The sequence below is a fragment of the Paraburkholderia sp. D15 genome (assembly GCF_029910215.1).
Taxonomy (GTDB): domain Bacteria; phylum Pseudomonadota; class Gammaproteobacteria; order Burkholderiales; family Burkholderiaceae; genus Paraburkholderia.
The window spans coordinates 3,428,998-3,441,632 of record NZ_CP110395.1; the positions used below are offsets into that span (position 1 = coordinate 3,428,998).

Annotated in this window: 9 protein-coding genes; 5 read left to right on the forward strand and 4 right to left on the reverse strand. The window is 66.6% G+C overall.

What is annotated here, in order from left to right; all coding sequences use genetic code 11:
• The first annotated feature begins 7 nt into the window (after positions 1 to 7).
• The 4 genes from LFL96_RS14790 to LFL96_RS14805 all read left to right on the forward strand — a co-directional run bounded on the left by LFL96_RS14790 (position 8) and on the right by LFL96_RS14805 (position 5,439).
• The gene (locus LFL96_RS14790) at positions 8 to 514 is read left to right on the forward strand and encodes an NAD(P)H-dependent oxidoreductase subunit E (protein WP_280995958.1); all 507 of its coding nucleotides are present in this window, start codon (positions 8 to 10) and stop codon (positions 512 to 514) included.
• Positions 511 to 2,118, forward strand: a complete 1,608-nt coding sequence (locus LFL96_RS14795; protein WP_280995959.1) for a formate dehydrogenase beta subunit — start codon at positions 511 to 513, stop codon at positions 2,116 to 2,118. Before LFL96_RS14790 ends, LFL96_RS14795 begins: the two co-directional genes overlap by 4 nt.
• A gap of 14 nt (positions 2,119 to 2,132) precedes the next feature.
• The gene (gene fdhF, locus LFL96_RS14800) at positions 2,133 to 5,120 is read left to right on the forward strand and encodes a formate dehydrogenase subunit alpha (protein WP_280995960.1); all 2,988 of its coding nucleotides are present in this window, start codon (positions 2,133 to 2,135) and stop codon (positions 5,118 to 5,120) included.
• Positions 5,121 to 5,187: 67 nt separating this feature from the next.
• The gene (locus LFL96_RS14805) at positions 5,188 to 5,439 is read left to right on the forward strand and encodes a formate dehydrogenase subunit delta (RefSeq protein WP_280995961.1); all 252 of its coding nucleotides are present in this window, start codon (positions 5,188 to 5,190) and stop codon (positions 5,437 to 5,439) included.
• Between the two features lie 143 nt (positions 5,440 to 5,582).
• Here LFL96_RS14805 and LFL96_RS14810 read toward each other — a convergent pair whose 3' ends face one another.
• From LFL96_RS14810 to LFL96_RS14820, 3 genes are read right to left on the reverse strand one after another with little or no spacing between them, the layout of a single operon-like run.
• A complete protein-coding gene (locus tag LFL96_RS14810) occupies positions 5,583 to 7,307 on the reverse strand; it encodes an FAD-dependent monooxygenase (RefSeq protein WP_280995962.1) in 1,725 nt (574 codons plus the stop codon).
• Positions 7,308 to 7,350: 43 nt separating this feature from the next.
• Complete coding sequence (locus LFL96_RS14815) at positions 7,351 to 8,559, reverse strand: cation diffusion facilitator family transporter (RefSeq protein ID WP_280995963.1); 1,209 nt, start codon at positions 8,557 to 8,559, stop codon at positions 7,351 to 7,353.
• On the reverse strand, positions 8,556 to 8,939 hold the full coding sequence (locus LFL96_RS14820; protein ID WP_280995964.1) for a metalloregulator ArsR/SmtB family transcription factor: 384 nt from the start codon (positions 8,937 to 8,939) through the stop codon (positions 8,556 to 8,558). Before LFL96_RS14820 ends, LFL96_RS14815 begins: the two co-directional genes overlap by 4 nt.
• A gap of 137 nt (positions 8,940 to 9,076) precedes the next feature.
• On the opposite strand from LFL96_RS14820, the gene LFL96_RS14825 reads away from it, so the two are divergent.
• On the forward strand, positions 9,077 to 10,924 hold the full coding sequence (locus tag LFL96_RS14825) for a tetratricopeptide repeat protein (protein WP_280995965.1): 1,848 nt from the start codon (positions 9,077 to 9,079) through the stop codon (positions 10,922 to 10,924).
• Positions 10,925 to 11,134: 210 nt separating this feature from the next.
• On the opposite strand, the gene LFL96_RS14830 is transcribed toward LFL96_RS14825, so the two are convergent.
• Positions 11,135 to 12,439, reverse strand: coding sequence for an MFS transporter (locus LFL96_RS14830; protein WP_280995966.1), 1,305 nt, complete (start codon positions 12,437 to 12,439; stop codon positions 11,135 to 11,137).
• Between the last annotated feature and the right edge of the window lie 196 nt (positions 12,440 to 12,635).

The window sequence follows — 12,635 nt, forward strand, 5'->3', positions numbered from 1 at the left end:
TGCATATATGACTTTGGAGGAGCCCCACTTGAACGATTCCCACGAGGTCGCGCCGGAGCAGCTCGTCGCGCGTCATGCCCAGCCCGGCATGTCGCTGCTGGCCGTGCTGCACGCGCTTCAGGACGAACTCGGCTACGTGCCGCCGGCCACGGTCGCGCCGCTCGCACGGGCGCTGAACCTGTCGCGCGCCGAGGTCCATGGCGTCATCACCTACTACCACCACTTCCGCACCGAACCGGCCGCGCCGCTCACCGTGCAACTGTGCCGCGCCGAAGCCTGCCGCAGCATGGGCACCGAAGCGCTCGCGCAACATATCGAGGCGCGCACCGGCTGCCGTTTCGACGCCGGCCATCGGCCCGGCGCGACGGTGGAACTGGAATCGGTGTATTGCCTCGGTCAGTGCGCGTTGTCGCCCGCGCTGATGCTGAACGGCACCCTGCATGCCAAAGTCACGCCGCACAAGTTCGATGCGATCTTCGCCGCGGCGGAAAAACGCGTGGAGGTGAGCGCATGACACGTGTCTACGTTCCCCGCGACTCCTCCGCACTGGCACTCGGCGCCGACGCGATCGCCGCGGCGATCGTCGCCGAGGCAGCGCGGCGCGGCATCGCCGTCGAACTGGTGCGCAACGGCTCGCGCGGTTTGCTGTGGCTCGAACCGCTGATCGAAGTGAGCACGCCGCAAGGCCGCATCGGTTATGCGAACGTCGAGCCGGATGACGTCCCGGCCCTGTTCAACGCGGGCTTCGTCGAAGGCGGCGAGCATGCGCGGCGCGTCGGCGTGGTCGACGACATTCCGTACCTGAAGAAACAGCAGCGCCTCACGTTCGCGCGCATCGGCCTCACCGATCCGCTGTCCATCGACGACTATCTCGCGCACGGCGGCCTCGACGGCCTGCGCGCGGCGCTCGCCACCGACGGCGACGCCGCCTGCGAAGCGCTGATCGAATCCGGCCTGCGCGGGCGCGGCGGTGCCGCGTTCCCGGCCGGCATCAAGTGGCGCACGGTACGCGGTGCGAAAGCGGCGCAGAAATACGTGGTCTGCAACGCGGACGAAGGCGACTCCGGCACCTTCTCCGACCGGCTCGTGATGGAAAGCGATCCGTACATGCTGATCGAGGGGATGATCATCGCGGGCGTCGTGACGGGGGCGACGGCCGGCTACCTCTACGTGCGCAGCGAGTACCCGCATTCGATCGCGACGCTCGAAGCGGCGATCGCCCGCGCACGCGCCGCCGGCTGGCTCGGCGACAGCGTGCTCGGCTCGACCGCGCACCGCTTCGAGCTGTTCGTCGCGAAAGGCGCGGGCGCGTATGTCTGCGGCGAGGAAACCGCGCTGCTCGAATCGCTCGAAGGCAAGCGCGGGATCGTGCGCGCGAAGCCGCCGGTGCCCGCGCTCGTCGGTCTGTACGGTCAGCCGACGGTGATCAACAACGTCATCACGCTCGCCACCGTGCCGCTGATCTTCGCGCGCGGCGCAGCGTTCTACAAAGACTTCGGCATGGGCCGCTCGCGCGGCACGCTGCCGTTCCAGCTGGCCGGCAACGTGAAGCAAGGCGGCCTCGTCGAACTCGCGTTCGGCGTGACGCTGCGCGAACTGCTCGACGACTTCGGCGGCGGCACGGCGAGCGGACGGCCGGCGCGCGCGGTGCAGGTGGGCGGTCCGCTCGGCACCTATCTGCCGGAAAGCCAGTGGGACATTCCGCTCGACTACGAAGCCTACGCGGCAGTCGGCGCGGTGGTCGGACACGGCGGGCTGGTCGTGCACGACGACACGTCGAATCTCGCCGAACTCGCGCAGTACGCGATGCACTTCTGCGCGCTCGAATCCTGCGGCAAATGCACGCCGTGCCGGATCGGTTCGACGCGCGGCGTCGAAGTGATCGCGCGAATCCGCAACGGCGATACCTCGACGCGCCAGGTGCAGCTACTGCGCGATCTGTGCGACACGATGGTGTCCGGCTCGCTGTGCGCGATGGGCGGCATGACGCCGTTCCCGGTGCTGTCCGCGCTCGATCATTTCCCCGAAGACTTCGGCCTTGCCGGCGCATCGAAAAACGCGTCGGCGAACACGCCCGACGTCCCTACCGTGTCTCATCACGCGCCCAAGGCGGCGTGATCCTGGAGCCCTCCATGTCCGATGCGCTCAACTCCCCCAATGTCGCCAAGCCCGCCAACGCCGGCGGCTGCGGTTCCGGCCAGTGCGCGTGCAAGTCGCAGGCTTTGCAGCAGGCACAAACGCAAGCGCCGCGCTCGGCCCGCTCGTTCTTCGACGACACCGACTACGGCACACCCGCGCGTCACGCCGACCTCGACGTCACGCTGGAAATCGACGGCCAGAGCGTGACCGTGCCGGCCGGCACGTCGGTGATGCGCGCGGCGGTCGAAGCCGGCGTGAACGTCCCGAAGCTGTGCGCGACCGATTCGCTCGAACCGTTCGGCTCGTGCCGTCTGTGCCTGGTCGAGATCGAAGGCAAGCGCGGCTATCCGGCCTCGTGCACGACGCCGGTCGAAGCCGGCATGAAGGTGCGCACGCAAACCGATCGTCTGCAATCGCTGCGTCGCAACGTGATGGAGCTGTATATCTCCGATCACCCGCTCGATTGTCTGACGTGCCCCGCCAACGGCGACTGCGAACTGCAGGACATGGCCGGCGTGACGGGGCTGCGCGAAGTGCGCTACGGCTTCGACGGCGCGAACCATCTGAAGGACCGCAAGGACGAATCGAATCCGTACTTCACCTACGATCCGTCGAAGTGCATCGTCTGCAATCGCTGCGTACGCGCGTGCGAGGAAACCCAGGGCACGTTCGCGCTGACCATCGCGGGACGCGGCTTCGAATCGCGCGTCGCGGCGAGCGAGAACCAGCCGTTCATGGAATCGGAGTGCGTGTCGTGCGGCGCATGCGTGGCCGCCTGCCCGACCGCGACGTTGCAGGAAAAGACCGTCGTCATGCTCGGCCAGGCCGAGCATTCGGTCGTGACGACGTGCGCGTATTGCGGCGTCGGCTGTTCGTTCAAGGCCGAGATGAAGGGCAACCAGGTCGTGCGGATGGTGCCGCACAAGAACGGCCAGGCGAACGAAGGCCACGCGTGCGTGAAAGGCCGCTTCGCGTGGGGCTATGCGACGCACAAGGACCGCATCACCAAACCGATGATCCGCGCGAAGATCACCGACCCGTGGCGCGAAGTGAGCTGGGAAGAAGCGCTGGATTACGCGGCCTCGGAGTTCCGCCGCATTCAGGCGCAGCATGGCCGCGATTCGATCGGCGGCATCACCTCGTCGCGTTGCACGAACGAGGAAACCTATCTGGTGCAGAAGCTGGTGCGCGCCGCGTTCGGCAACAACAACGTCGACACCTGCGCGCGCGTCTGCCATTCGCCGACCGGCTACGGCCTGAAGGCCACGCTCGGCGAATCGGCGGGCACGCAGACCTTTGCCTCGGTCGATAAGGCCGACGTGATCGTGGTGATCGGCGCGAATCCGACCGACGGCCACCCGGTGTTCGGCTCGCGTCTGAAGCGCCGCGTGCGGGAAGGCGCGAAGCTGATCGTGGTCGATCCGCGCCGGATCGATATCGTCGACACGCCGCACGTGAAGGCCTCGCATCATCTGCAATTGCGGCCCGGCACCAACGTCGCCGTGATCAACGCGCTCGCGCACGTGATCGTGACCGAGGGGCTGATGAACGACGCCTTCATCGCCGAACGCTGCGAAACGCGCGCGTTCGAGCAGTGGCGCGATTTCGTCGCGCTGCCCGAGAACGCGCCGGAAGCGACCCAAGCCCTGAGCGGCGTACCCGCGCAGGACGTGCGCGAAGCCGCGCGCATCTACGCGAGCGGCGGCAACGCGGCGATCTACTACGGCCTCGGCGTCACCGAACACGCGCAAGGCTCGACCATGGTGATGGGCATCGCCAACCTCGCGATGGCGACCGGCAACATCGGCCGCGACGGGGTCGGCGTGAATCCGCTGCGCGGTCAGAACAACGTGCAGGGTTCGTGCGACATGGGTTCGTTCCCGCATGAATTGCCGGGTTATCGCCATATCAGCGACACGGTCACGCGTACGTTGTTCGAAGAAGCGTGGAACGTCACGCTGCAACCCGAACCGGGCCTGCGCATTCCGAACATGTTCGACGCCGCGCTGCACGGCAGTTTCAAGGGCCTGTATTGCCAGGGCGAAGACATCGTGCAGTCGGACCCGAACACGCATCATGTGTCGCAGGCGTTGTCGTCGATGGAATGCATCGTCGTGCAGGATATTTTCCTGAACGAGACCGCCAAGTATGCGCACGTGCTGCTGCCGGGTTCGTCGTTCCTCGAAAAGGACGGCACCTTCACCAACGCGGAGCGCCGTATCTCGCGCGTGCGCAAGGTGATGCCGCCGGTGCCGGGCTACGCCGACTGGGAAGTCACGGTGATGCTGGCGCGCGCGCTGGGCTACGAGATGGACTACACGCATCCGTCGCAGATCATGGACGAGATCGCGCGGCTCACGCCGACCTTCCACGGAGTGTCGTACGCGAAGCTCGACGCGCTCGGCAGCATTCAGTGGCCGTGCAACGAGCAGGCGCCGGACGGCACGCCGACCATGCACATCGACACGTTCGTGCGCGGCAAGGGCAAGTTCGTGATCACGAAGTTCATCGCCACGCCGGAAAAGGTCACGCGCAAGTTCCCGTTGCTGCTCACCACCGGCCGCATTCTGTCGCAGTACAACGTCGGCGCGCAGACGCGCCGTACCGAGAACTCGCGCTGGCACGACGAGGACCGGCTGGAGATTCATCCGCACGACGCCGAGGAGCGCGGAATAAAGATGGACGACTGGGTCGGCATCGAATCGCGCGCCGGGCAGACCGTGCTGCGCGCGAAGGTCAGCGAGCGGATGCAGCCGGGCGTGGTGTACACCACGTTCCACTTCCCCGAATCCGGCGCGAACGTGATCACCACCGATAGCTCGGACTGGGCGACCAATTGTCCGGAATACAAGGTGACCGCGGTGCAGGTGATGCCGGTCGAGCAGCCGTCGCAATGGCAGAAGGATTACTCGCGTTTCAACACCGAGCAGCTCGATCTGCTGAAGCAGCGCGAACTGGCCAACGCCAGTTCGGGCAAGTAAGACGAGCCACGGACAAACGCACGGACAAACGCACGGACAAACGCACGGACAGACTCATGGACAGACGATGGACAATCAGAATCTGATCGACATGGCGAACCGGATCGGCGACTTCTTCGAGTCGATGCCGGATCACGAGGAGGCGCTGACGGGCATCGCCGATCACATCCGCCGCTTCTGGGAGCCGCGCATGCGGCGGGCGTTGCTGCAATCGCTCGATGAACCGCGGGCGGGAGAGCTGGAAATGTCGGCGATCGTCAGGGAAGCGGTGCTCAGGCATCGCGAGCAGTTGACGCCGGCCGCGCCGGCGGCGGTTTGATGCTGGAGTGGTTCGATACCGCTCCGGTTTGATTCACTGCAGTTCAAGGTTGCGGCATGACGTTACAGAGTCATGCCGCAACGGCGCGCGCTAACGTCCCGCAGCGCGTCCCACAGCACGTCCCACAGCGTCCCGCGCTCGCTTCATAACGCGGTCGGCTCCGGCGGTTCTCCGCCCACCGCGAACCACGTCTCGCAATGCCGCAGCAAGCCGTGCAGATCCGTGCCGGTTCGCCCGCGCGCGCTGATGTATCCATCCGGCCGCACCAGATAGAACGACGGCCGCGTGCGGCCATACGAATCGGACAGCGGCGGTCCGCCGTCGCCGGTGGTATCGGTAATGCGCCAGATGCGCACCGCGCCCGGCAGCAGACGTTCGATTTCAGCGGCCATGCGCTCCACGTCAGCATCCGCCGGTGGCGCATGTTTGGCGGCCGGATCGAGCGGCGTGTCGTCGATCGGCAACGGCGGCACGAGCAGGAACAGCGAGAAGAACGCCGGGTCGTGCAGATCGAAAATGCAGCCGACGCCCGGCGCCCGGCCCAACGGCCCATCCACCACATGCACCAGCGCGTCCGGCGCGCGCTCGCCCGCGCGCGGGCCACCGTCGAGCACGCGTTCGAGCGTGAGCGGACTGCGGCGGTACTGGATCGACAGTTCGCTGATGGTCAGACGCGCGGCGTCGCGCAACGGACCGAGCGCGGCCAGCACCGGCATCACGCGTTCGCGCAGCAGCTTCAGCGGGCCGTGATCGGCCTCGGCCATCTGCGTGATGAAGCCGCTTTGCCGCAGCACGTCGCGTTCGATCGGATGACGTTCGCCGTGGTACGTGTCGAGCAGGCGATCAGGCGCCGCGCCCTTCAACACGCGCGCCAGTTTCCAGCCGAGATTGAAGGCTTCCTGGATGCCGGTGTTCATCCCTTGCGCGCCGGCGGGACTGTGCACGTGCGCGGCGTCGCCCGCGAGAAAAATCCGGCCGATGCGCAAGCGTTCCACCATCCGGCTGTTCAGATGGAAATACGCGGACCACGTAAGGTCCGATACGTCGACGCGTTCGCGCACGCGCCGCGCGATCAACGCCTTGCATTCGTCCAGCGACGGCGCGGGCACGATGTTCAGCGGCGGCTCGCCGAGCACGGCCGGCGTGACCGGTGCGGGCACCGCGGCGGACTCGACGGCATGATCGGCGATCAGCCGATGCCGCCCATGACCCAGCGGAAACAGTGCGACCAGACCGTCGGCGGAAGCGAACAGATGGAACTCGTCCTCGGGCCAGTCGGTTTCGGCATGCAGATCGGCGAGCAGGAAAGTCTGCTGGAAGGTCTTGCCCGCGAAGGGCAGGCCGAGCCGATGGCGTACCACGCTGTGCGCGCCGTCGGCCGCGATCAGGTAGGACGCGCGCGTGGTCTCCGTGTGGCCGTCGGCGCGCCTGAGCGTCGCCTGAACGTGGCTGGCGCTCTGCGCGAACATCGTCAGTTCGACGCCGCGTTCGATCGTCACGCCGAGCGTCGCGAGATGTTCGGCGAGCAGACGCTCGGTGACGGCCTGGTCGAGGAACAGTAGATACGGATAGCGCGTGTGCAGCGGATCGAAATCGAGCCGCGCGAGCCGCATGCCGTTCGAAAACAGATTGGCGACGCGCGCGCGATGACCGAGTTCGAGAAACGGTTCGATCAGGCGATGCTGTTCGAGCAGTTCGAGTGTGCGTGCCTGAATGCCGATGGCCCGCGAGTACGGATTCGGCTGCATCGCCTTGTCGATCAGACGCACGGGGATGTGAGCACGCGCCAGGCTCATCGCGGCGGCAAGTCCGGTCGGACCCGCACCGACGATCAGCACCGGCGACGCATCGGTTGCGGCTGCATCCATGCGAAGCTCCGGTGACAACGATGCGTTCTAGTGTACGCCCGCGTCAGTGCGTATGCGGCGCGGCGGGCTTGTGCAGCGCATCGGACGGCGCGGCGTCGTCCATCGCGCAGCGGTGCTCGGTGGTGCCCAGATCGACCTGCAGCGTCGCATGCTGCATCGCGAAACGTTCGCGCAGCACGATGACGATCGCGTCGAGCGATTCGTCGCCGGGATGACCGGCCGGCATCACCAGATGCGCGCTCAATGCATTGCCGGTGGTGGACAGCGCCCACACGTGCAGATCGTGCACGTCGACGACGCCGGGCTGGGTTCCCAGATAGTCGCGGATACGTTGCAGGTCGACGCCGGGCGGCACGGCGTCGAGCGCGAGGCGCACCGAATCGCGCAGCAGGCCCCACGTCCCCACCACCACGACCGCGACCACCAGCAGACTCATCACCGGGTCGAGCCAGGTCCAGTTGGTGTAGAGAATCACCAGACCGCTGATCGCGACGGCGGCCGAGATGCCGGCATCGGCGGCCATGTGCAGAAACGCGCCGCGGATGTTGAGGTCTTCCTTCTGGCCGCGCATGAAGAGCCACGCGGAAATTCCGTTGACGACGACGCCCGTCGTGGCGACGACGAACACCGCGAGGCCCGCGACCGGCGCGGGGTTCATCAGCCGGCCGATCGCCTCGGCGACGATCACGCCGCAGGCGAACAGCAGCAGCCCCGCGTTGGCGAGCGAGGCCAGGATCGACGAGCTGCCGTAGCCGAACGTGTAGCGGGCCGATGGGCGACGCGTGGTGAGCCAGCCCGCGCCCCAGGCGAGCAGCAGGCCGAGCACATCGGAGAGGTTGTGGCCGGCGTCGGCGAGCAGCGCGGTGGAATGCGCGAGCACGCCATAGACGGCCTGGATCACGACGATCGCGATGTTCAGTGCGACGGCGAGTGCGAATGCGCGGCCGTGGCCTGGGACGGGGGCGTGGGCGTGGGAATGGCCGGCGTGGGAGTGGCCGCCGTGGCTGTGACCGCCGTGGGAGTGGCCAGCATGGCCGTGGTCATGGTCATGGTCAGCGTGTTTTTGCCCGAGCCGGCTTGGGTCGTCGTGGTCGTGCCCGCTATGGTCGTGCCCGCTATGGTCGTGGACGTCATGGTCATGGTCATGGCCATCATGGCCGTGATCGTCGTGTCCATGACCACCATGACCGCCGCGATCTCCACCCGCCTCTCTCGAGCCCTCGCCTCGCCCCAACTTATCCTTTTCGCTCATGTCGCATCCACTGGAAAATCGCTGGCCGGTTCGGCCACATGCTCCAGCATGCCGCTGAGCATCGCGCTGATGTGCCGGTCCGCCGCTGCATAGAAGACCTGCTTGCCCTGGCGCTCAGCGCGCACGATCCGCGCCGCGCGCAGCAAGCGCAGATGATGACTCACCAGCGACGGCGACAAGCCCAGCGCCTCGGCTATCGCCCCGACCGCGAGCCGTCCGTCGACGCACGCCAGCACGATACGCAAGCGCGTCGGATCGCCGAGCAGACGGAACAGATCGGCCAGCGGCACGATGGTGTCGGCGGACCGGTCGTCGATGCGGACCGCCGGGCCGGCGGCAGCGGCGGAAACGTTGGCGGTATCGGAAGCGTTGGACACCATGGCAGCGGTCAATGTCAGCTCACATATGAACAAGTATTCAAATGTTATAGACATCGACATGACCGGTCAAATCGGAGCGCCAGGCATCGAGTGTGGGAAAATGCGGCCTCTGCCCCACCCGAATGCCACCCCCCGTCATGCAACCTGTCTTTGACCGCGCGTTCGCGGCGCATCGTGACGGCCGCCTCGACGACGCCGAACGCGACTATCGCGCGACACTCGACGGCAACCCCGCGCACGTCGACGCGCTGCACCTGCTGGGCGTGCTGCGCCATCAGCAAGGCCAGCATGCCGAAGCCGTCGACCTCGTGCGGCGCGCGGTGAAACTGCGTCCGGAAGATGCCGCGCTGCAACTGAATCTCGGCAACGCGCTGAAAGCGCTGGGCCAGATCGACGACGCCATCGAGCAGTTCCGCAACGCGCTGACGCTCGCGCCGTCGTTCCCGATGGCGCACTACAACCTCGGCAACGCGTACGCGATGCAAGGCCGTCACGAAGACGCCGCCGATGCCTTCGAAAAGTCGTTGCGCCTGCAACCGGACGACGCGTCGTCGCACAACAACCTCGGCAACGCGCGTCACGCGCTCGGCCAGCACGATGCCGCGATCGCATCGTTCCAGCGCACGCTCGAACTGCGTCCGGGGCACGCCGGCGCGCTGAACAACATGGGCATGTCGCTGAACGCGCTCGGCCGCGCGGACGAGGCGATCCCGTGCTTCCAGACCGCGCTCGCGGCCGAACCACGCTTCGTCGCCGCGCACTTCAACCTCGCCAATACCTACGATGCCACCGGTCGCCACGCGGAAGCGGCGAAGTCGTTCGAAGCGGCGCTGCGCCTGCAGCCGAATCTGCCGCCCGCGATCTTCGGCATGGGCAATGCGCTGGCGGCGCTCGGGCGTCACGCGCAGGCGCTGCCGTACCTCGAACGCTCGGTCGGTCTCGATCCGCGGTTCGCGCTCGCGTGGCTGAGTCTGGGCACCGCGCATCTCGCGCTGGGCGCGCATGCGCCCGCCGTGCGCGCGTTCGATCAGGCCTTGCGTCAGCGTCCCGATCTCGCGTCCGCGCATATGAACCGCGCGCTGGCGTGGCTCGCGATGCGCGACTTCGCGCGCGGTCTGCCGGAATACGAATGGCGGCTGCAAACCATGGCCGACCCGGCGATCCAGACGCTGCCGCGCTGGCATGGCGAACCGATCGCGCAACGCACGCTGCTGATCCACGCGGAGCAAGGTTTCGGCGATACGCTGCAATTCGCGCGCTTCGTGCCGCTCGCCGCGCAGCGTGCGGCGCGGGTGGTGCTTGAAGTGCAGCCGTCGCTGGTGCCGCTTCTCGCGCCGGCCGCGCAAGCATGGCGCGTGACGCTGATCGCCCAAGGCGCGCCCCGCCCCGCCGCCGATCTGCAATGCCCGCTGCTGAGCCTGCCGCTCGCGCTCGGCACGACGTACGACACGATTCCGGCACGCACGCCTTACGTCAGCGTGCCGCCCGCGTATGGCCGCAAATGGCGCGGGTCGCTCGGCGGTCAGGCGAAACGGAAAATCGGCCTTGCGTGGTCGGGGCGCATTCAGGCCAACGAAACACGCACCATGCCGCTCGCCGCGCTCGATCCGCTGTTCGCGCTCGACGGCATCGACTGGATCGTGCTGCAACCCGATCTGAGCGCGGACGAACGCGCGGCGCTCGACGCGCATCCGCGCGCGGCGTCGATTCATCGCTTCGACAAGCGGATCGGCGATTTCGCGGATACGGCGGCGATCATCGAACGGCTCGACGCGGTGGTGTCGATCGATACGTCGATCGCGCACCTCGCGGGCGCGTTGCGCAAAACCACCTGGCTGATGCTGCCGTTCGCGGCGGATTGGCGCTGGTTCACCGGCGACGCGCGTAGCCCGTGGTATCCGGACGCGACGCTCGTGCGTCAGCCGCGGCCCGGCGCGTGGGACGAAGTCGTCGAGGTGGTGGCGAACGCGTTGCGGCACGGCTAGTCGAGGCGATCGCGCGAACCGTCGCGAGATGCCCGCTTGTGAAAACAAAAACCCCGTGCTCACCTTCACAGTGAGCACGGGGTTTTTTCATGCGCGCCTCATGGGTACCAATCGGCTATCAAGCGGTACCAAGCGGTACCCAAGCGGCTACCGGCACAACGCCAGGTCATCCCGGCGTCATCCCGGCATTGTCACGACATCATCGACACGTCACGCTGCCCGATACTGATTGCGCGATTCCGGCGTGCGGTACAGCACCAGCGTCGCGATCAGCCCGCAGATCGCCGCCACGCCGAGGAACAGCCCCGGCGCCGCCTTGTTTTCCGTGGTGTGAATCAGCAAAGTCGAGATGGCCGGCGTGAAGCCGCCGATCGTCGTCGCGAGACTGTAGGCCAGCGAGAAGCCGGCGGTGCGCACTTCGACCGGCATGACTTCGGTGAGCGCCACCACCATCGCGCCGTTATAGCTGCCGTACAGGAACGACAGCCACAATTCGACCACCAGCAGACGCACGAAGGACGGATCCGCCACCAGCCATTGCAGCGCCGGATACGCGGTGATAATGGTCAGAATCGTGAACGCCAGCAGCACCGGACGACGCCCGATGCGGTCCGACAGCGCGCCCGCGAGCGGCAGCCAGATCAGATTCGACAGACCGATGCAGACGGTCACCACGAGCGTGTCGATGGACGACAGTTTCAGCACTTCCTTGCCGAAGGTCGGCGTGTACGCGGTGATCATGTAGAACGACACCGTGGTCATGATCACCATGCCCATGCCGCCAAGCACGATGCCCCAGTTGGCGGCCATCGTCTTCATGATCTCGCCCATGCTCGGGCGATGCTTGCGCGCCTTGAACTCCTCGGTTTCCTGCAGCGAACGGCGGATCAGGAACAGGAACGGCACGATCAGACAGCCGATCAGGAACGGCACGCGCCAGCCCCACGCTCCCATCTGGTCGGCCGGCAGCACCTTGTTCAGGATCACGCCGATCAGCGCCGCGAACACCACCGCAACCTGCTGGCTGCCCGACTGCCACGCGCAGTAGAAGCCCTTGTTGCCCTTGGTCGCGATCTCCGACAGATACACCGACACGCCGCCCAGTTCGACCCCGGCCGAGAAGCCCTGCAGCAACCGGCCGAACAGCACGAGCGCGGGCGCGAGCATGCCGATCGTCGCGTAGCCTGGAATCGCCGCGACCGTGAGCGTGCCGAGCGCCATCAGCCCGAGCGTGAGGATCAGGCCTTTGCGCCGGCCGTGATGGTCGATGTACGCGCCGAGCACGATCGCGCCGAGCGGACGCATCAGGAAGCCCGCGCCGAACACCGACAGCGACAGCATCAGCGACGCGAATTCGCTACCGCTCGGAAAATAGGTCTTGGCGATGTGAGACGCGTAATAGCCGTAGACCATGAAGTCATACATCTCAAGAAAGTTGCCGCTGACGACGCGGAAAACCGTCTTGACCTTGGACTCGTCGGAGGACGATGAGGTGGCGTGTGTCGCAGTAGACATGACATTCTCGGAGAAGCCCGTCGCCGCGAGGTTGGCCGGCGGCCAGGCAGTTGAAACGATCCACTGGTTCCGGTGGGCGGATGGCTGACGCAAACGCGCAGCAGAACGCGCCGGGGGCGCTGCATTTTCATGCCGGCAGGATTCGCTTGAAATCAGGGTTAACCTGCGACGCGCAGTGTGAACCCCAGTTGTGAAT